Here is a 20,445-nt window from a genome sequence, read left to right on the forward strand (position 1 = left end):
GCAGGCGCGGTGTCAGGTGTTGAACAGAAAATGCAGCACGTCGCCATCCTTGACGATATAGGCCTTGCCCTCGGCGCGCATCTTGCCCGCGTCTTTGGCCGGTTGCTCACCGCCCAGGGTGACGAAATCGTTATAGGCAATGGTTTCGGCACGGATAAAACCACGTTCGAAATCGCCGTGGATCACGCCGGCGGCCTGCGGGGCTGACGTCCCCTGACGAATGGTCCAGGCGCGGGCCTCTTTCGGGCCAACGGTAAAATATGTCTCAAGGTGCAGCAATTCGTACCCGGCGCGGATCAACCGATCCAGCCCCGCTTCCTCAAGACCCATTTCCGACAGGAACATCTCGGCCTCTTCGGCGTCGAGTTGCGAAATCTCCTCCTCGATGCGGGCGGAAATGATAACGTGCGAATTGCCCTGTGCGGCGGCCATCGCGGCCACAGCCTGTGAATGGGCGTTGCCGTTTGCGGCCTCTTCCTCGGACACATTGCAGACATAGAGCACCGGCTTGGTGGTCAAAAGTTGCAGCATTTTCCATGCTTTGAGGTCGTCGGCGTCCACTGCCACGGTGCGGGCTGGCTGGCCCTGCTCCAGCGCGGCCAGTGCGGCCTTCATCAGCCGTTCCTGCTGAACCGCCTCTTTGTCGCCGCCACGGACCTTGCGGGTGATATTCACCAGCCGCTTTTCAATCGACTCGATGTCGGAAATCATCAGCTCGGTTTCGATGGTTTCGGCGTCGGCCACCGGATCGACGCGGCCATCCACATGCACCACATCGCCATCCTCAAAGCAGCGCAATACATGGGCGATGGCGTCAACTTCGCGGATGTTGGCCAGAAACTGGTTGCCCAGCCCCTCGCCTTTGGATGCGCCTTTGACCAGACCGGCAATGTCGACAAAGGTCATTCGGGTCGGAATGATCTGCTTGGACTTAGCAATTTCCGCCAATTTATCAAGGCGTTGATCAGGAACGGCCACATCGCCAACATTCGGTTCTATCGTACAGAACGGAAAGTTCGCCGCCTGTGCTGCGGCAGTTTTTGTCAGCGCGTTAAAGAGCGTCGATTTGCCGACATTGGGCAGACCCACAATTCCCATCTTAAAACCCATGATGCGTTCCTTTGCCGGTCCGGTGCCTGTGTAACGGGCCGCTTCTAGTGGCTGAAGGTACGGGGCGCAAGCCTGTGCTAAACTGGTCACACGACAGCAAAGCTGCGCAGAGAAATCCGCCCCCTGCCTGAGCGTCGACAGCAATGACGCAGAAGCACTGACATTTTATGCCGGAATGCTTGGCCGCACGGTAAAGCTGCCGGTTGGGCCAAAGGGGTTCGGCGTGACCTGAATCGTAAACGTCGAAAGTTGTCCCTAATGCGCGGGCGCCATGTCCAGCATAATGCGTCGCCGGAACCGCAAGATCATCAGAAGTGCCGCAACGCCGAGTCCGGCGACCAGCCCGCTCCAGACACCGACCGCACCAAACCCCGCGACAAAACCAAAGACGTAAGAAGCCGGAATTCCGACGCACCAATAGGCGAATAGTGCCATCCACATCGGGACGCGGGTGTCCTGTACGCCACGCAACAGGCCCAGAGTCACGACCTGCGATCCGTCTACCAACTGGAACACCGCAGCGACGGCAAGCAGCTGAACGCCCAGCGCAAGAATGGCATCGCGCGCCGGATCGGCCGGATCGATATACAACGATACGATATGCCCCGGCAGCGTCAGGAACAGCGTGATGGTGACGCTGGCCACCGCCAGAGAAAGGGCAAAAACCGTGTATGCACCACGGATCAGATGCGCCACATCTTTTCGGCCAAAGGCATTGCCCGCCCGGATCGTCGCCACATTGGCAAACCCGACATGGATCATGAAAGTTGCCGCAGCCGTCTGCAAGGCAATGCCATGCGCGGCCAAAGGCACTGTACCAAGCCAGCCCATCATGATCGCTGTCGCCTCGAACAGACCGACTTCGGCCAAGGTTGTCAGCCCAATCGGCAACCCAAGGCGAAAGACCTGCGCGAACATCTCCCAATCCGGGTTCCACAGACGCCGGAACAGCGCATGCTCTGGCAATGCACGATGAACATAAAATGCAATGCCGATCAGGCCGACAAGCTGCGATACGATCGACGACATTGCGGCCCCGGTAATGCCGAGTTCAGGTGCGCCCCAGTTGCCAAAGATCAGCGCGTAATTGCCCAGCCCGTTGGCCAGTGCAGCCGCCAGAGTGACCAGCAGAACAACCCGAGTATGTTCAAGCGCGGCAAGATAGCTCTTGAATACCATGACCAGCAATGCGGGCAACATACCCAGCCCGGCGATCCGCAAATATCGCGCCGCGCCGTCTGCAATGTCGGGGGACTGACCCAACGCCAAAAGGATATCGCCCGAGAACCAAAGCAACGGCAGAACGCATAGAAAGAACAGCGTCGACAGCCACAGCCCCATGCGCGTCGCGCGGCGAATGCTGACGGCATCACCTGCGGCATGGTATTGCGCCACCATCGGCATCACGGCCCAGGCAAAGCCGGACCCCATCAGGAACAGCAGGAAAAACAACGCGGATGCCAGCGTCAGCGCCGCCAGTGCCTCGGCCCCATACCAGCCCAGCATAATGGTGTCCGTCAGACCGATGGCCAGCTGCGCCAGATGCCCGCCGATCAGCGGCAGGCCCAGCGACAGCACGGCGCGAATATGCTGAGGATATGTCATGGTCGTTGATTGCATCAGGCTGGCTTTAGGCTGATGCCGCAACGGCGGCAATAGGTGCCGGTACCGGGCCGGGATGTGGTTGCCAAAGGGACACCCTGCACTGCGGCAACACCCTTGCGCGGCCCGTCCCAGTCAATGTGATCGAAAGGTCCGCATCACAGCGCGCGCAGCAGCAGTTGAAGCGCCAGAACTGCAATCAAAGCCCCGGCCAGCGCTTCGATCAGTCCCATCGCGCGCGTTGTGGTTGCACCGGACATCTGCGCCAAAGTGCCGTCACGCAGCACCACCGAGGCGACAGCCACCAACAGCGTCACCGACGCCGTCCCCAACCCGATGGCAAAGGCCCCAAGAACACCTTGCCAGACCAGTCCCATGCGCCAGGTGATAATCAGCAAAAACAACGCCCCGGTACAGGGACGTAGTGCGATGGCACCGATCAGCAGCACCGCATCGCGCAGCGAATGCACCGCCGCCGCCTGTTCAGGCGTCGGCCCGTGACTATGACCGCAGCAGGCATCATCATCATCATGCGAATGGGCGCCATCGCCGTCCCGCCGGGCTAATATCTTAACTCCGGCCAGACTGCGCCACAGCCGCCGCGCACCGCGCACGCAGATCCACAGGCCGATCAGGCCAATAGCGGCGTAGCTGGCCGGTGCCAGCCAGACCTCGGCCGCGCCCTGCATCTGCTGTCGGGTCCACCCCAGAACCAGCGCGCCCACCCCCACCAGCATCACAGCCGAAGCGGCCTGCGCCAGACTCGAGGCCAGCGCCAACAGCGCCAGACGGGTCATCGGCACCGACGTGCCCATTCCGTAGCCGCCGATCAGGATCTTGCCATGGCCGGGCCCAGCTGCATGGAACAACCCATAGGCAAAGCACAGCCCCAAAAGCCCAGCAAGCGCCCCCGGCGTACCGCTGCGCAGGGCGCGCAACGCGCTGGCCATCGACTCTTGTGCAGCGCGCTGTCCCTCGGCGGCCCAGACCGCCACCTCATCAGCGCCACCCAGGGCCCAAAGCCACAGGGCCAGCCCCAGAACCGCGCACAGCGCCGCTATCAGGATGCGGGATCGCATGTAAATTGTACGATGTCAGCGGTATAGATCCCAAGTTCGAGCATATCGAACTCGTTCTCTGGCGGCAGTTCCAGCGCCTTGGCGATGGCTTCGTCCGCCGCCTCGGGGTCAGGCGGCGTGACCAGCGCACGACAGGGGGCAGCCAGGTCCACCCCGACCAGCGTGTAGTCGACATAGTAGGTCGGATCATATTGCCTGAGGACCACCTGCCCCACCGGGGTCGGCGGCAGGGTGCGGCGATGACTCGCCACGATCCGCCCCTCTGTCACGGCAATTTCGGTCGGTTGCGGGTGACCCAGCAGGATCGGCGTCTCACTGACGCTCATATACAAATCGCCCTCGAACCCCGGCGGCCATTCCACAAGGTCAAAACCGCGTAGCTGTTCCAGCTCGGCCGCGCTCAGAACCGCGTCCCCATCCGGGTCCAGCCCCATGTCCTCGAGGATCAGCAGGGTAAAGAAATCATCGTAGCTCCATGTGACATCGACACCGGTGATCATGCCATCCGTCACTTCGACGCGCAGCTGGGTCTCAACAAATACATGCGGATGCGCCGCCGCCTGAGTGGCAGTGAAAAGGCACAGAAAAATTGCAGTTTTGCGTGTCATGTGTGCAGAGCTATGCCGAAGCGCCGCCGCTGGCAAGAGAGCCGCAAACAGGCGCGCGGGAAGACGCTGGAACGAGATCACTCCGTCCGCTCTTCGGACTTGAGCGCTGCGATGATTGTGCCCGATGACCTTGGGCCGTTTTCCAAGGAACATCCCCCACAATATCCACCCCACCGGGGCGACGCCAACACTGCGTGACCGCAGACGCGGACCGCTGGGGCTGAGACTTGTGCTTGCGGGGTGGTCCGCCGTCCTGAAACAGATGTCGCCCCGCCATCACATCCGCCGAACCGCCCACACAGGCCACTGGTCCGACACGCGACAAAATATGTACCTCAGTGGCAAATCGCGCTGTTCCCCCAGAGAATCCCATCCGCATCTCGAGTGGTCATTGATTTTCCCCGCCACTTCCGGCAGATCACCCAGAACCAGCCGGAAGGGACAAAAATGACTCGCATCGACGCTAAATTCGCCGATCTGCGCGCAGAGGGCAAAAAAGCCTTTGTCGCATACATGATGGCGGGTGACCCGGATCAGGCCAGCGCCCAGACCCTGATGAACGGCCTCCCCGCCGCTGGCGTCGACATTATTGAACTGGGCCTGCCGTTTACCGACCCGATGGCGGACGGTGCCACGATCCAGCTCGCTGGGCAGCGGGCGCTGGCTGCGGGGATGACGCTGGATCGCACATTGGCAATGGTGCGCGACTTTCGTGCCACCGACGATACCACGCCTATCGTGTTGATGGGCTACTACAACCCAATCTATTCGCGCGGCGTCGACCGTTTTCTGGAACAGGCAAACGCGGCCGGAATCGACGGGCTGATCATTGTCGACCTGCCCCCGGAAGAAGATGACGAGCTCTGCATTCCATCGCAAAAGGCGGGCCTCAACTTCATCCGCCTCGCCACGCCGACCACAGACGACAAGCGTCTGCCCAAGGTGCTGACCAACACGTCAGGCTTTGTCTACTACGTTTCGATCACCGGCATCACCGGCGCCGCCGAAGCGCAGGCGGCGGATGTCGGCCCCGAAGTGGCCCGGATCAAAGCCCAGACCGACCTGCCCGTCATCGTGGGCTTTGGCATCAAGACGCCAGAAACGGCGCAATCCATCTCGTCGGTTGCCGATGGCTGCGTCGTGGGTTCGGCCATTGTCGCGGAAATGGCCAGCGGCAAACCGGTGACGCAGGTGTTGGCGTTTGTTAAATCCCTGGCAGACGGTGCCCATCGCGCCTGATTCTGGCCCATCTTGACCCGAAAAGCCCGGACATCGGTCTCAAGCCAGAGCGGATTCAGTCTATTTGAACCGGATCCGCGTATTCCTCTGCCCGCAGGGCAAAGACACTTACATCGAAGTATGATTCTCTAGTATATTGCTCTCTGTCTTTTCTTCTGACCAAACGGCCTCCCATTCGCGCTCTCTCAATTCAACAACTTCGCGCTTTCTCCTGGTTATCCGCGGGCTCGCCATTACAGCAATCGATATCAAAACAAATGCTGCTTGCCCGACGATCATATATGCAACAAATGATTGCACTACGCTATGGCCAGTAAAGTACGCTGAGACCCCGCAGATACTTCCACAAGTTGCTGAAACCAACAATGTACCAATCATCTTTTCGCGACCCGAAGAAAAAAATTTTCTGCGACCGATCGACGCGAAAAGCATTGATGTGAAATACCATTCTCTTGCTTTAACCGCAAAAATTTTAGCGCTCGCAGACGCCCCGCCCGAGCCACCTGAGTATACTGTGATTCATTCATTCTAATGCCCTCATATTTCCAGTGTTCGCCTGGATTTAAATTAGGCAACTCCGACGCGTCACTCTACTCAGAAATCGAATAGGCCGTCAGCCGGACAGGTACTCGGCTACCCGGATGGGTAGAACTCCCTCTCATTCGGTCAACTTTATGCCGTTCAACACAAATATCGATTCGAGGTTCACGAATTGACCTGCTGCGGATGGCGGGCCTCGACTGGCCGATGGCCGATTTCTGCACCCTGTGCCACAGACAGAAAATTCTGGCCGTCCCGTTTCCATATCGTCAAGCTGATGGGCCGCTCAACCGCTCTGAATGAACAGGCTTGTGCTTTAGCCCATCCGTTCCGAGGCGTATGAACCGGGGCTGGCCGGGAATACGACGGTCTTGTCACCATTCAGGAACACGCGGTGGTGGATATGGGCGTGGATGGCGCGCGCCAGGACCTGCGCCTCGACGTCGCGCCCCAACGAAACATAGTCTTCAGTACTCTGGGCATGGGTGACGCGCACGGTGTCCTGTTCGATGATCGGACCTTCGTCCAGATCCGCCGTGACATAGTGCGAGGTCGCGCCAATCAGTTTCACCCCGCGCTGGAACGCCTGTTTGTAGGGGTTCGCCCCCTTGAACGATGGCAAAAACGAGTGGTGAATGTTGATGATCCGGCCGGACATCTTGCGGCACATCTCGTCCGACAGAATCTGCATGTAGCGCGCCAGAACGATCAGTTCCGCGCCGGTTTGCTCAACCACTTCCATGATCTGCGCTTCGGCCTGCGGCTTGTTCTCTTTGGTGACGCGGATGCAGTGGAACGGAATGTCCTGGTTCACCACAACCTTTTGATAATCCATGTGGTTTGAGATTACCGCCACGATTTCGATCGGCAGCGCCCCGATCCGGCTGCGGTAGAGCAGATCGTTCAGGCAGTGACCAAACCGCGACACCATGATCACCACCTTCAGCTTCTCGGCTTCGTCGTGAAACGCCGCCGTCATGTCAAAGGGTTTGCCAACCTCGGCAAAGCCCGCCTCAAGCGTGGCCAGATCAATGCCCCCTTCGGGGTTAAAGCTCATCCGCATGAAAAACCGCCCGGAAACCTGGTCATCAAACTGGTAAGAATCGGTGATGTTGCAGCCATGTTTGGCCAGATAGCCGGAAATTGCAGCAACAATGCCGCGGGTTGAGGGGCAGGTGACGGTCAGGCAGTATTGAGTCATGGTTCATTCCTGTGCGTGGACGGTGTCGCGCCCGGGACGATCACGTCGCCTGTGATCCGGGCATGTGTTCCTGAGCGGGCGGCCCGGCAGGCTGTGGCAGAATTTTCGAGCGGGCAAAAGTGCTCCGCGAACTTTAGGATTGTGTATCTTGTCATGTTCCATGGCCTGCCTGAACGGCCTCAAACCCGGACACGGGCGGATTTCGGGTCATACATCGGGGCGATGCTGGCCTCAGCTGTGAACAGCTGTCCCGCGATCTCGATCTCGTAGCGCGACGCGAGCATATCGGCAGGGCTTTCCCCCGGCGTGCGGCAGGGCACGTATCCCAGTCCGATCGCGCCACCCAGCGCGTGTCCGTAATTGCCCGATGTCAGAATCCCGACGATGGAGCCATCCCGACGGATTGGTTCATTGTGATATACCAATGGCTCGGGATCGGTCAGGCGGAACTGAAGCATCCGACGGCTCAGCCCCGCGTCGCGCTTGCGCAATACGGCGTCACGACCGATAAAATCGCCCTTGCCGGTCTTGACCGCGAACCCCAGCCCGGCCTCAAGCACGTGATCCTCGTCCGTGATGTCGTGGCCGTAGTGGCGGAATCCTTTTTCGATTCGGCAACTGTCCATCGCATGTAACCCGCACAGCTTTAGCCCCACGTCTTCGCCTGCCTCGACGATGGTTTCGAACACATGCGCGGCCTGGTCGGAGGAAACATACAGCTCCCACCCCAGTTCCCCCACATAGGTCACCCGGTGCGCGCGGGCGAGGCCCATGCCGATCTCGATCTCACGCGCCATGCCAAAGGGATGCGCCTCGTTCGACAAATCGGCAGGGGACACAAGCGCCAGCAGGTCGCGCGCCTTTGGTCCCATGATCGGCAAAACCGCCTCGGATGCAGTCACGTCAGTGATGACGACAAATTCATCGCCCAGATTGCGCCGCAGCCAGGCCAGATCGCGTTGCAACGTCGCCGCAGGAACGACAAGAAAGAACACAGTCTCGCTCAGCCGGGTAACGGTCAGATCACATTCGATGCCGCCGCGCGCATTCAGCATCTGGGTGTAGACAATCCGCCCCGCCGCTACATCCATGTCGTTGCCACAGACCCGCTGCACAAAGCCCAGCGCATCCCGCCCCTCAATCCGGATCTTGCCGAACGAGGTCATGTCGAGCAGGCCAACCCCTGTTCGCATCGCCATATGTTCGGCGCGCTGGTTGTCGAACCAGTTCTGGCGTTTCCAGCTATAGTGGTATTCCGGTTCCTGCCCCACATCGGCGAACCAGTTGGCCCGCTCCCACCCTGCAGTTTCGCCAAAGACCGCGCCGCGCGACTTTAGATGTTCGTGTAGCGGCGACCGCCGGATGCCTCGCGATGTCGCCATCTGGCGATATGGGAAATGGTCGGCATATAGCAGGCCCAAGGTTTCGCTGACACGTTCCTTGAGATATTGCCGGTTCTTCTGGAACGGTTGGGCGCGGCGAATATCCACTTCCCACAGATCAAAGGGTGGTTCGCCGTCGTGCATCCATTGCGCCAGCGCCATGCCGGCCCCCCCCGAGGACACGATCCCGATAGAGTTGTACCCGGCAGCGACCCAGTATCCCTTTAACTCGGGCGCTTCGCCCAGGTAATAACGGTCATCGGGCGTAAAGCTTTCTGGTCCGTTAAAGAACGTATGAATTCCCGCCTCGGCCAAAAGCGGCATCCGATTAATCGCCTTTTCGAGGATCGGCTCAAAGTGGTCGAAATCCTCGGGCAGTTGATCGAAACAGAAATCCTCCTTGATGCCGTTCATGCCCCAGGGCTTGGCCTTGGGCTCAAACGCTCCGAGCAGGATCTTGCCCGCGTCTTCTTTGTAATAGGCGCATTCGTCGGGCACCCTCAGCACCGGAAGCTGCTGTAGTTCGGGGATATTCTCGGTCACGATGTAGAAATGTTCGCAGGCGTGCAGCGGCAGGGTGACGCCGTTCTGTCCGGCCAGATCGCGGCCCCACATGCCGCCGCAGTTCACCACCATGTCGGCGTCAATATGGCCCTGATCGCCCGCCATCTCCCAATCGACGCCGGTGACGCGGCCCTTGTCCTCGGTGACGCGGGTGACTTTGACCTGCTCGACAATCTGCGCGCCGTTCATCCGCGCGCCTTTGGCCAGCGCCAGCGCGATGTTACCTGGGTCTGCCTGCCCGTCGCGCGGCAGATGCACGCCCGCAACCACACCATCGATATTGAGATGCGGATAGGCGGCGGCAACCTCGGCCGGGGACAACTCGTTCACATCAACGCCAAAGGCCCGCGCCATCGACGCCACGCGGAAAATCTCTTCGCGCCGTTCTTCGGTCAGGGCAACGGTCATCGATCCGCACTGGCGGAACCCGGTGGCAAGGCCGGTCTCTTGCTCAAGATTTGTATACAGATCGGCGGAATATTTCGCCAAACGGGTCCGGTTCTGACTGACCTGCAACTGCCCAATCAACCCCGCCGCGTGCCATGTGGTGCCACAGGTCAGTTGTTTGCGTTCCAGCAGAACGATATCTTTCCAGCCCAACTTGGCCAGATGATAGGCAACGGAACACCCGGACACGCCACCACCGATGATGACAACGCGGGCTTTGGATGGAAGGGTGGGCATCAATTTCGGTTCCTCTGAATTTGTCCCCGATGTGATCGGATCACGGACATGCCCCATTTCGGGGCAAGCACGCAGGTAGATGTCTCAGGCAGGCATGAGGCACGGTCCTTGGCTTGGGGACGGTTAGGACTGGTTTCAGAGTTCTACGTCTTTTCGTAAAATTTCAACACAAAATTTTACGTTCGTAAATTTTTTATGCCTATCTTAGTATGATTGCACATACTCACCTCGAATTCTAAGCTATGGCGACCTCCTTCACGACATTCACGACAAAAGGCGATCTGCATGAGCAAACAAGTCGGCGCGGACATCCGTGCATTGCGCAAATCGCGCAAGCTGACATTGCAGGATGTGGCGCAGCCCATCGGACGATCTCCGGCCTGGCTCAGCCTGATTGAGCGCGGCAACACAACCGCATCGGTGGGCGACCTTGAGCAGATCGCCGCCTTGTTCGAAGTCAACCTGTCGTTCTTTTTCCGATCCTCTTCGCGCCACCCCGAAGAGCAGGGCGTCGTGTTGCGCACCGCCGACCGGATGCCCATCGGATCGAGTGAAAGCGGACTGGTCGAGGAATTGTTGTCCCCCACCCTCAGCGGCGCGTTCGAGATGATCAAATCGACCTTCGCCCCACAGTCCAGCCGCGAGGCAATTCGCAAACCGCAACAGCGCGAAAATGCCGGAGTGCTGATTTCGGGTCAGCTGCGACTGACGATCAACGACCGGGCCTTTGATCTGCACCCGGGCGACAGCTTTCATTTCGAGGATCCGCAATATTCCTGGGAAAACCTTTCGGACGCGCCGGCGGTGGTGATCTGGGTGATCTCTCCGCCTGTCTACTGAGCAGAAACTGCACCGTATTGCGGCAGCATTTCGGTGCGACACACGAATTTGCACTGGAAACAGGCATTTCACCCTTTGCCCGGATGGCAGTCTGCGTTACCTCTGAACGCGAAAAATCAGCAGGACAGATCATGGACTTTATCGCACGGGCAACCGCAATCGTGGGCGGCGCAATGGTGTTGCTAAGACGGATGAGCGCACCAGCACCACAGGCCGTCGGCCTGACCCCGGACATTCCTGAGGCGCGCAAGCAGGGGATTATGACGCTCAAGATGCCGACGGCCAAGGGATGGGAGCCGGGCCATACCCCCACCGCCGCACCGGGATTAAAGGTCAACGCCTTTGCATCAAATCTGGCACATCCGCGCTGGATCGAGGTGCTGCCAAACGGCGATGTCCTGGTGGCCGAGGCGCTGCAACAGGAAAGCAAGCCCAAGACCCTGATGGGCCACGCCATGCAGGCCACGATGAAACGCGCCAAGGCCGTCGGTCAAAGCGCCAACCGCATTTCGCTGTGGCGTGACAGTGACGGCGATGGTGTGGCCGAAACCCGCGAAGTGTTCCTTGAAGGGCAGAACCAGCCCTTTGGCATGGCGCTGGTGGATGGAACGTTCTACGTCGGCAACACTGACGGTATCGTCGCATTCGACTACGAAGATGGCGCCACCCATGTGACCGGCCCCGGCAAACGGCTTGTCGAGTTCAAGCCGGGCGGCCACTGGACCCGCAGCCTGATCGTCTCGCCCGACCGAACCAAGATCTATGCCGGCGTCGGGTCGCTGAGTAATATCGCGGACGAGGGCATGGAGGCCGAAGAGGGACGCGCCGCAATCTGGGAACTGGATCTGGCAACCGGAAACGCCCGCATCTTTGCGTCAGGACTGCGCAATGCGGTCGGCACAGCGTGGGAGCCGGTGACAGGCAAGCTGTGGACCGCAGTGAACGAACGTGACGGGCTGGGTGACGAAACACCGCCGGATTATCTGACCTCGGTGCAGGACGGCGGGTTTTATGGCTGGCCCTATTGCTATTGGGGCAAAACCGTCGATGACCGCGTGCCGCAGGATGCCGCGATGGTCGCGCGCGCGATCACGCCGGATTATGCATTGGGCGGGCACACCGCATCGCTGGGCCTGTGCTGGATGCCTGCGGGCACCCTGCCCGGCTTTGGCGACGGTATGGTGATCGGCCAGCATGGATCGTGGAACCGCTCGATCCTCAGCGGATATCGAATGATCTTTGTCCCGTTTGAAAATGGCCGCCCGGCGGGTCCACCCCGCGACATCCTGTGGGGATTCCTGTCCGAGGATGAAAAAACCTCTTACGGCCGCCCCGTTGGTGTCGCGATCGGCCCGGATGGCACATCACTGCTGATGGCGGATGATGTGGGCGACGTGATCTGGCGCGTCACTGGCGCGTAAGCGCGGTCAGTCGACATAGGCGCGCGCGGTCTGGCACAGATCCTCGACCGCGCGAGCCGACCCGATGGCATTGGCCATCAGCAACACAAGCCGGACATTCAAGGCATGGCTTTGCGCCTCGCTCAGGCCGTCATGTGCGGCCATGATCACCGCATAGGCATCATCCGTGGCATCACCCAGTTGGCTGTCGTAGATTTGTTTCGCCATCACGTAACCTCGGTTGTTGTTGGGTGGCCAAGCGCCCGTAACATGGCCTTATGGACTGATTCAGCGTCCGGACGCGCGAAACAGGCTGCCACATAGCCGTCAGGGCGTATCAGATAGGCGATATCGCGACCGTAGCGTTCCATCGCAAAGCCATCGCGATCCGGGTAACAGGGATAATCGGCGGCTCGCTGCCCGACACCGATCCGTGCAAGTCCCGCCACATCCGGCAGCACCACATCCCCGAACCCGACCAGACAAAGCCCCAGCGGCAATACCGACACCAACCAGTCCATCCCCACCGGCGCGTCGATCAGCGTGGTTCCGGGCGCCACGGTCCCGCCGCCGAGCGTCTGCGGGCCGAACCCACTCAGATGGCAAGGCTGCGACAGGCGGCCCGAATTGATCATCCGTCGCGCGAACGGTTGATCCTGCGCCAAACGCAGGGTCTCGGCGCGAAACAGCGCCTCTATCGGAGATTTCGGCGTCATGAAATTGGTGGCACGGGTGGAATAGCGTATGTTTTCGTCTGCGGCGTGGCCACGTTCCACATCATAGCTGTCGATCAAACCATGCGGAGCAGCGCCGGACACAACAGCCGCCAATTTCCACCCCAGATTATCGATATCCTGAATACCGCCATTGCCGCCACGCGCCCCGAACGGCGACACCACATGCGCGGAATCACCAGCAAAGATCACCCGACCATGGACAAACCGATCCAGCCGCATGCAGCGGAACCGATAGAGGCTGATCCAGTCTAGACGAAGGGGTTTGCCGCCAGTGATGGCTCTGATCCGCGACATCACTCTGTCTTCATTCATATCCGAGGCCGGATCGCTACCAGGGTCGAGTTGCAGATCGATACGGTAAATATTGTCGGGCTGTTGATGCAGCAGGGCGGATTTTCCGGGGTGAAACACCGGATCGAACCAGAACCAGCGTTCGGGTGGTCCGTCGCCAAAGGGGTTTCCCGCCATCTCGATGTCCGCGATGAGGAACTGTTCTTCGAAAGTCTGCCCCTCGAACGGCAGGCCCATGCGTTTGCGGGTGGGAGACCCCGCGCCATCGCAGGCCACAAGCCATGTGGCGATCAGGTCATAGCGCCCCTCTGGCGTGTCTACCGTTATGCGCACACCATCACCCTCAGCCGCGTGGTCCACCACCTCAGACAAAAACCGCAGGTCGATCAGGTCGGGAAAGTCGCGGGCGCGGTCGATCAGGAACTCTTCGACGTAGTATTGCTGGAGGTTGATGAATGCAGGGTATTTGTGCCCGGCCTCGGGCAGCAGATCAAAGGCATAGACCTCCCTATCCCCATGAAAGAGCCGACCCGTCTGCCACGTGACCCCCTTGGCCAGCATCCGTTCGCCAATCCCCAGACGGTCAAAGATTTCGAGCGTCCGTTTGGCCCAGCAGATCGCCCGACTCCCGATCGAAACGACATCGTTATCGTCCAGCACAACCGAGGCCACACCGCGCTGCGCAAGATCAATCGCCAGCGCCAGCCCAACCGGCCCCGCCCCGACAATGGCAACAGGCGTATGACCTGTGCCACCGTTCAGGTCCGGCGGGCGGACAAACGGCTGTCGCAGGGGGGCATAGGCGGGCATGTTGGCGTCCTCCTTTGTCGCAGGTGGCGTCAGCCCTGCAAGTCGGCCCACATTTCCTTGTCCCGTTCAGCCGTCCAGACGCGGGGGGTGTCGATGCCGCGCGCTTCGTCATAGGCACGGGCGACGTTGAACGGCAGACAATGTTCATAGATCGCGTAATCAGCGAATTTGGGGTCGCATTCGGCGCGGCAAGCATCCCACGCCTCTTTCAGGCTACCGCCCCGTGCGACCACGCGGGCGACAGGTTTGTAGGTCGACAGAACAAAATCCCGCGTCGCACTGATTGCTTTGGTCACCATCTCGGGGCCGACCAGCGCATCGCCGCGGCCCGGTGCGATGCTATGGGGTTCGAACGCGGCGATGTTGTCCAGCGTGTCGGACCAATCCGAAAAATGCCCGTCGCCGCAGTAGCAAGCCGAGTGGTATTCAACGATATCACCGCTGAACATCACGTCCTGATCCGGCACCCAGACCACGGCATCCCCTGCCGTATGTGCCCGACCAAGGTGCATGATATCGACACGGCGCTTGCCCAGATAGACTGTCATTGAATCGGAAAACGTCGTGGTGGGCCAGGTCAGGCCGGGGATTTCTTCGTGGCCCTGAAAAAGCCGGGGAAAGCGGCCGAATTCGCTGTCCCAATCCTCTTGGCCGCGTTCAGCGACCATGGCACGGGCGGTGTCGGACATGATGATTTCGGGCGTACCATAGGCGCTCGCCCCCAGTACCCGGACGGCATGGTAATGAGTCAGGACAAGATGACTGATGGGTTTGTCCGTGACCTCGCGCACCTTTTCAATGACCATACGGGCCAGGCGCGGGGTGGCTTGCGCCTCGACGATCATCACAGATTCATCCCCGATGATCACCCCGGTGTTGGGATCACCTTCGGCGGTAAAGGCATAGAGGCCATCGCCAATTTCGGTAAAGGATATGGTCTTTTCGTCTAGGTCGTTCTGGCTCGCAAATCCGCTCATGTCTTGTCCTTGATATGTCTGACTGTCTGGCTGATAGCTCCAAAGATCGAGGCGCCGTTGTCATCCTCCATCCAGATTTTAACGTGGTCTCCGGGGCGCAGAAATGGTGTTGTTGGCGCCCCCGTCAGGATCGTCTCGATCATGCGCTGTTCGGCAATGCAGGCGTAGCCCGCGCCGCCCTGTGCGACGGGTTTTCCCGGACCACCGTCCAGTTTGTTCGACACGGTGCCGGACCCGACGATGGTGCCGGGGGCAAGGTTCCGGGTTCGGGCGGCATGGGCAATGAGTGTCGGGAAATCAAAGGTCATGTCGGTGCCCGCATCGACCCGGCCAAAGGGTTCGCCGTTCAGGTCTATACGCAGAACGCCGTGCAACTTGGCCCCATCCCATCCCGGCAGCGCGTCGGGCGTCACCGCGACAGGCGAAAAGCTGCACGCCGGTTTCGACTGCACGAATCCGAACCCCTTGGCCAATTCGCCGGGGATCAGGTTGCGCAGTGACACATCGTTGCACAGCATAACAAAGCGGATCGCCTCGGCGGCCTGTTCGCGGCTTGCGCCCATGGGAACAAAGCCGGTGATCACCGCAATCTCGCCCTCAAAATCGATGCCCCAGTCGGGATCGCCGACAATGTCGTCGGTCGGGGCCAGAAAACTGTCCGACCCACCCTGATACATCAGCGGGTCGTGCCAAAAGCTGTCGGGCATCTGCGCGCCACGTGCCTGGCGGACCAGTTCGACATGGTTCACATAGGCCGACCCATCGAGGAACTGGTACGCGCGTGGTAGGGGGCTGTGAACTCCGGAATCGGGGAATGACAGGGAATGATTGCGCGTCACATTGCCGAACCCCTTGTCCAGCCACTCTTGCAAACTCTGCGCGGCCATCCCTTCTATCCCGGTCAGATCGTCAGAAACAACGACAAGCTGACCATCGGGGGTGCCGGTATTGGACACCCGATCCACTGGTATTCTAAGCGTCGCAATCTTCATTTTCCCTCCGGCGTGCCGTCAAACTTTTTTTCCAGCGAGGTCCAGCAATCAATGTAATCGTCCTGCAACGGTGCCTCTTTAGCAGCGAATCTGGTCAGGTGCTGGGGAAACCGTGTCTCGAACATAAAGGACATGGTATTGTCCAGCTTGTGCGGCTTCAGATCGGCGGCACTGGCAGCTTCAAACGCTTCTCGGTCAGGGCCATGCGGTAGCATCATATTGTGCAGTGACATCCCACCGGGGGCAAAGCCGTTGGGTTTGGCATCATACTGGCCGTAGATGTTGCCCATCAGTTCGGACATGACGTTCTTGTGGTACCACGGCGGGCGAAAGGTATCCTCGGCGACGCCCCAGCGTTCGCGAAACAGCACAAAGTCGATGTTGGCGGTGCCTTCGACGCCAGAGGGCGCGGTCAGCACGGTAAAGATCGACGGATCGGGATGATCAAACAGCACCGCGCCGACCGGGCAATAGGTGCTCAGGTCGTATTTGACCGGCGCGTAATTGCCATGCCAGGCCACCACATCCAGGGGGCTTTGGCCGATCCGCGTCTCGTGAAATTGGCCCTGCCATTTGATGGTGACGGTTGAGGGTGTCTCGCGATCCTCGAACGCTGCCACGGGCGTCTTGAAGTCCCGGCGATTGGCCATGCAGTTTGCGCCGATCGGGCCACGCCCCGGCAGGTCGAACTTTTGCCCGTAATTTTCGCAGACAAAACCGCGCGCAGGCCCATCCAGCAGTTCAACCCGGTAGACAAGCCCGCGCGGCAGGATCGCGATCTCTTGCGGGGCAAGGTCGATAACCCCCAGTTCGGTGCAGAACCGTAACCTGCCCTCTTGCGGCACCACCAGCATTTCGCTGTCGGCCGAATAGAAATAGGCATCCTCCATTGACCGGGTGACAAGATAGATGTGACTGGCCATGCCGGTCTGCGTGTAGACATCCCCCGCCGTTGTCATCGTCCGCATCCCGGTGATCCAGGTCAAAGCAGCATCGGAATGCGGCACCGGATCCCAGCGATATTGCCCGAGCGAGGTCACGTCAGGATCGACATGTGGCGCGGATTTCCAATACGGCATGTCAATCCTGGCAAAGCGCCCAGTGTGTTTGACCGAGGGACGGATGCGGTAACACCACGTGCGTTCGTTCTGATGGCTGGGCGCGGTAAAGGCAGTACCGCTAAGCTGTTCACCATATAGGCCGTAGGCACAGCGTTGCGGGCTGTTTCGTCCCTGCGGCAGCGCGCCCGGCAGCGCCTCGGTTTCGAAATCATTGCCAAAACCGGGCATGTAGCCCGACTGCAACAGGGGCCCGTCGGCAGACTGGTTCAGGCCGGAAATCTTGGTCGGATCGGTCATGGCGGCTCCCCCTCTGGATCGTCTACCTGCGTGCTATTGGTTGATTTTGTAACTAACAACATCAAAAATGCAGTGCCGGGGGGCGTCTGCGCCGGCATCGCCGACAGGTCGGATCAGGCCTTGCGCGCCCGACCCGCGCTGCGCCGCTTATCCGCGCTCTGCGCCTTTCCCGGCATCCAGCCCAACGTCGCATCGGTCGGGCCACCGGGTTTATATTCCGCGCCCAGAGGGCGGTCATAGCCAAGCTCGTCCAGCAGCGCAAAAATATGAGGGTAATGCACCTCACCATGATCCGGCGCGGCCCGGTCGGGAACCGACGCAAACTGGACATGGCCGATGACGCGCATAAGATCCCGCAGGCGATGGCTCAGATCCCCTTCCATCAACTGCACATGATAGCAGTCGAACATCAGCGCCAGATTGGTAGCCCCAACTTCAACAATCAGGTCCAGCGCCTGATCGGTTGTGCGCAGGAAATATCCCGGTGCGTCATAACGGTTCAGCGGTTCTATCAGGATAGTGATGCCATGCGGCGCGGCGGCGTCGCAGGCATAGCGCAGGTTGGTGACAAAGGTGTTGTGGGCGTCCGCCCCCTCGGCAAAACCGGCCATGACGTGAACGCTGGCAGTGTCAGTCGCGACAGCATACGCGATGGCTTCGTCGATGGCGGCACGGGCTTCGTCGACGCGGTCCGGCAGTGCCGACAGGCCATTGTCACCTGCCCCGGTATCGCCGCGCCGTGTGTTCAGCCCCAGCATCGGCAGACCGGTTTCATGCAGCACGGCGGCAAGCGTCAGGGCCGACACGTCATAAGGCCAGTGGCATTCGACAGCGTCAAAACCAGCAGCCTTGGCCGCGCGGATGGCGGCGGGCAGAGACAATTCAGTCCACAGAAAGCCAAGATTGGCGGAAAATGTCGCCATGGTGGCGTCCCCTCCTCAGGATGTCGCGTTGGCGGTATGGCGGCACACTGCGCAGGCCAGTGCGCCGGGTCAAGCAGTCTGTCCCAGGTTCTGCAACGACAACGAAATTCGGCACACCGGAGGCAAAGCCCCGCCTCCATCAGAGGACCGCCCCGCCGCCCAAAGCTTTGCCAATCGCCCTAAAAGCAGGCAATCATCCCAGTCCGACGCCCACCCCGCAGGCGCATTCTGTAACCACGCCACCACCTGGCGCAGGGTCACTTTACATTCTCCCGAAATGCATCGCGGGTAGCGGCATGACCGCACCACTCTCCATCGTCATCATCGAACAAGAGCCCGAACGGGCCCAGATGATCATCGACACCATGCGTCAGGTTGATGACTACACGCTTCACGTCATTTCGGACTTTCGTGCCCTGCGGCAAAAGATTGCCGCGTTTAATCCCGACGTGGTGCTGGTCGACATTTCCAGCCCAAGCCGCGATATCCTTGAAGAACTGACCCTGGCATCAAGCCCGCTGGAACGTCCTGTGGCCATGTTCGTCGACCAGTCCGATAGTTCATTGACGCGGCAGGCGGTCGAGGCGGGCGTATCGGCCTATGTGGTGGACGGGCTGCGGTCCGGCCGGATCCGCCCGGTGCTGGATGCGGCGATTGCGCGGTTCCATATGTTCCAGCGGATGCGCACCGAATTGGAAGCCACCAAACAGGCGCTGGAAGAGCGCAAGATCATCGACCGTGCCAAGGGCATTCTGATGCGCAGCCGCAATATCGGCGAGGACGATGCCTATGCCCTGCTGCGCAAGACCGCCATGGACAAGGGGCGGCGGTTGTCCGAAGTGGCGGAATCTCTGGTGACGGCGGCAGAGCTGCTGTCATGAGCACAATCGAGATCAACGCAGGCTTCATTCCCCTTGTGGACGCCGCACCTCTGATTATCGCGCGCGAGATGGGATTTGCCGAGGAAGAGGGCCTGTCGCTGATCCTGCACTCAGCTCCAAGCTGGTCGACCCTGCGCGACCGGCTGGTGGTGGGACAAATCCAAGCTGCACATATGCTGGCGCCAGTGCCCGTGGCCATGGCGTTGGGGCTGGGCGGCATCGCTGACCGGATCGACGTGCTTCAGGTAACATCGGTCAACGGCTCGGTGGTGGGGGTATCGACCGCGGTCGCCCAAGAGCTGCGCGCCAAAGCCAATATGCCGGGATTCTTGGATGCCCGCGCGGCGGGTCAGGCGCTGATCTCGCTTGGTCGGCCATTGCGCATCGGCGTGCCATTTCCGTTCTCGATGCACGCGGAGCTGCTCTATTACTGGCTGGGCGCTTTGGGGCTATCAGTCCCACAATCGCTGGACGTGCGCACGGTTCCGCCCCAGTTGATGGCCGACGCCATATCCGCGGATGAGATTGACGCCTTTTGCGTCGGTGAGCCGTGGGGCTCGATCGCGGTTGAGAACGGCGTGGGCGAACTGCTGCTGCCAACCTGCACTATCCGGTCATCCGCACCCGAAAAGGTGCTGGCCATGCGCCACGACTACGCACAGACACAACCGGACGAGACCGGACGCCTGATGCGTGCAGTCTGGCGCGCCTGCCGCTGGCTGGCCCAACCCGCGAACCGCATCACCACCGCCGAAATCCTGCAACGCCCCGCCTATCTGGGTGTGCCGAGCGAAATCATCGACCGCGCGCTGAGCGGTCAACTGGTCACCACCAGCAATGGCCATGAACAACGCGTCGACGGGTTTCTGGAATTCTTTGCCGGTGCCGCCACATTTCCGTGGAAGTCGCAGGGCGCGTGGATTGCCGCGCAACTGGCTGCCCGTGTCGGGCTGGACCGTGATACCGCAATGACTGCGGCCAAGGCGATTTTCCGAACCGACCTTTACCGCGATCACCTTGCCTCGACCACGGCCGAAATGCCGGGTGCAAGCGAGAAACTCGAAGGCGCGCTGAGCGTGCCAACCGCCGTTGCCTCAGAATCAGGTCAGCTGACGCTGGCCCCGGATCGGTTCTTTGACGGGCGCATTTTTGACCCTTCCGCAAAAAACTGACTGCAAAACAGGCATCGCCTGACAAACAATGCTGCAGAGCAGCATGAATTTTTAG

Annotated in this window: 17 protein-coding genes and 1 pseudogene; 6 read left to right on the forward strand and 12 right to left on the reverse strand. The window is 60.2% G+C overall.

Features of this window, described 5'->3' with window-relative positions:
- Positions 1-12: 12 nt before the first annotated feature.
- From ychF to IMCC21224_RS13975, 4 genes are all read right to left on the reverse strand, one after another.
- On the reverse strand, positions 13-1,110 hold the full coding sequence (ychF, locus tag IMCC21224_RS13960) for a redox-regulated ATPase YchF (protein WP_047995871.1): 1,098 nt from the start codon (positions 1,108-1,110) through the stop codon (positions 13-15).
- Between the two features lie 255 nt (positions 1,111-1,365).
- Positions 1,366-2,715 carry an MATE family efflux transporter gene (locus tag IMCC21224_RS13965; protein ID WP_082135217.1) on the reverse strand — a complete coding sequence of 450 codons (1,350 nt, stop codon included), beginning with the start codon at positions 2,713-2,715 and terminating at the stop codon, positions 1,366-1,368.
- A 155-nt stretch (positions 2,716-2,870) separates the two neighbouring features.
- Positions 2,871-3,791: a nickel/cobalt transporter gene (locus IMCC21224_RS13970; protein ID WP_047995873.1), complete on the reverse strand. Its 921-nt coding sequence runs from the start codon at positions 3,789-3,791 to the stop codon at positions 2,871-2,873.
- Positions 3,773-4,399 carry a DUF1007 family protein gene (locus IMCC21224_RS13975; protein WP_047997137.1) on the reverse strand — a complete coding sequence of 209 codons (627 nt, stop codon included), beginning with the start codon at positions 4,397-4,399 and terminating at the stop codon, positions 3,773-3,775. Before IMCC21224_RS13975 ends, IMCC21224_RS13970 begins: the two co-directional genes overlap by 19 nt.
- Positions 4,400-4,846: 447 nt before the next feature.
- On the opposite strand from IMCC21224_RS13975, the gene trpA reads away from it, so the two are divergent.
- Both trpA and IMCC21224_RS27845 read left to right on the forward strand, forming a co-directional pair.
- Complete coding sequence (gene trpA / locus IMCC21224_RS13980) at positions 4,847-5,638, forward strand: tryptophan synthase subunit alpha (RefSeq protein WP_047995874.1); 792 nt, start codon at positions 4,847-4,849, stop codon at positions 5,636-5,638.
- A 702-nt stretch (positions 5,639-6,340) separates the two neighbouring features.
- A pseudogene (locus tag IMCC21224_RS27845) lies at positions 6,341-6,469 on the forward strand (transposase); the annotation flags it as partial.
- 25 nt (positions 6,470-6,494) lie between these two features.
- Here IMCC21224_RS27845 and purU read toward each other — a convergent pair.
- Both purU and IMCC21224_RS13990 read right to left on the reverse strand, forming a co-directional pair.
- Positions 6,495-7,379 (reverse strand): formyltetrahydrofolate deformylase, encoded by an 885-nt coding sequence (purU, locus tag IMCC21224_RS13985; protein ID WP_047995875.1) that lies wholly within the window; start codon positions 7,377-7,379, stop codon positions 6,495-6,497.
- A gap of 179 nt (positions 7,380-7,558) precedes the next feature.
- The gene (locus IMCC21224_RS13990; RefSeq protein ID WP_047995876.1) at positions 7,559-10,009 is read right to left on the reverse strand and encodes an FAD-dependent oxidoreductase; all 2,451 of its coding nucleotides are present in this window, start codon (positions 10,007-10,009) and stop codon (positions 7,559-7,561) included.
- A 285-nt stretch (positions 10,010-10,294) separates the two neighbouring features.
- Here IMCC21224_RS13990 and IMCC21224_RS13995 point away from each other — a divergent pair, with 285 nt between their 5' ends.
- Both IMCC21224_RS13995 and IMCC21224_RS14000 read left to right on the forward strand, forming a co-directional pair.
- Complete coding sequence (locus IMCC21224_RS13995; protein WP_047995877.1) at positions 10,295-10,849, forward strand: helix-turn-helix domain-containing protein; 555 nt, start codon at positions 10,295-10,297, stop codon at positions 10,847-10,849.
- A gap of 131 nt (positions 10,850-10,980) precedes the next feature.
- Positions 10,981-12,270 (forward strand): sorbosone dehydrogenase family protein, encoded by a 1,290-nt coding sequence (locus IMCC21224_RS14000; protein WP_047997138.1) that lies wholly within the window; start codon positions 10,981-10,983, stop codon positions 12,268-12,270.
- A 6-nt stretch (positions 12,271-12,276) separates the two neighbouring features.
- Here IMCC21224_RS14000 and IMCC21224_RS14005 read toward each other — a convergent pair whose 3' ends face one another.
- From IMCC21224_RS14005 to IMCC21224_RS14030, 6 genes are all read right to left on the reverse strand, one after another.
- A complete protein-coding gene (locus IMCC21224_RS14005) occupies positions 12,277-12,477 on the reverse strand; it encodes a DUF2783 domain-containing protein (RefSeq protein ID WP_047995878.1) in 201 nt (66 codons plus the stop codon).
- Positions 12,477-14,087 carry an FAD-dependent monooxygenase gene (locus IMCC21224_RS14010; RefSeq protein ID WP_047995879.1) on the reverse strand — a complete coding sequence of 537 codons (1,611 nt, stop codon included), beginning with the start codon at positions 14,085-14,087 and terminating at the stop codon, positions 12,477-12,479. Before IMCC21224_RS14010 ends, IMCC21224_RS14005 begins: the two co-directional genes overlap by 1 nt.
- 29 nt (positions 14,088-14,116) lie before the next feature.
- Positions 14,117-15,064: an MBL fold metallo-hydrolase gene (locus IMCC21224_RS14015; RefSeq protein WP_047995880.1), complete on the reverse strand. Its 948-nt coding sequence runs from the start codon at positions 15,062-15,064 to the stop codon at positions 14,117-14,119.
- Positions 15,061-16,056: a fumarylacetoacetate hydrolase family protein gene (locus tag IMCC21224_RS14020; protein ID WP_047995881.1), complete on the reverse strand. Its 996-nt coding sequence runs from the start codon at positions 16,054-16,056 to the stop codon at positions 15,061-15,063. The genes IMCC21224_RS14015 and IMCC21224_RS14020 overlap by 4 nt, the downstream gene beginning before the upstream one ends.
- The gene (gene hmgA, locus IMCC21224_RS14025; protein WP_082135218.1) at positions 16,053-17,414 is read right to left on the reverse strand and encodes a homogentisate 1,2-dioxygenase; all 1,362 of its coding nucleotides are present in this window, start codon (positions 17,412-17,414) and stop codon (positions 16,053-16,055) included. The genes IMCC21224_RS14020 and hmgA overlap by 4 nt, the downstream gene beginning before the upstream one ends.
- A 113-nt stretch (positions 17,415-17,527) precedes the next feature.
- Positions 17,528-18,337: a hydroxypyruvate isomerase family protein gene (locus tag IMCC21224_RS14030; protein WP_047995882.1), complete on the reverse strand. Its 810-nt coding sequence runs from the start codon at positions 18,335-18,337 to the stop codon at positions 17,528-17,530.
- 296 nt (positions 18,338-18,633) lie between these two features.
- Here IMCC21224_RS14030 and IMCC21224_RS14035 point away from each other — a divergent pair, with 296 nt between their 5' ends.
- Both IMCC21224_RS14035 and IMCC21224_RS14040 read left to right on the forward strand, forming a co-directional pair.
- Complete coding sequence (locus IMCC21224_RS14035; protein WP_047995883.1) at positions 18,634-19,218, forward strand: ANTAR domain-containing response regulator; 585 nt, start codon at positions 18,634-18,636, stop codon at positions 19,216-19,218.
- Positions 19,215-20,390: a CmpA/NrtA family ABC transporter substrate-binding protein gene (locus tag IMCC21224_RS14040; protein ID WP_047995884.1), complete on the forward strand. Its 1,176-nt coding sequence runs from the start codon at positions 19,215-19,217 to the stop codon at positions 20,388-20,390. Before IMCC21224_RS14035 ends, IMCC21224_RS14040 begins: the two co-directional genes overlap by 4 nt.
- The last annotated feature ends 55 nt before the right edge of the window (positions 20,391-20,445 follow it).

This window comes from Puniceibacterium sp. IMCC21224 (assembly GCF_001038505.1).
Taxonomy (GTDB): Bacteria; Pseudomonadota; Alphaproteobacteria; order Rhodobacterales; family Rhodobacteraceae; genus Puniceibacterium.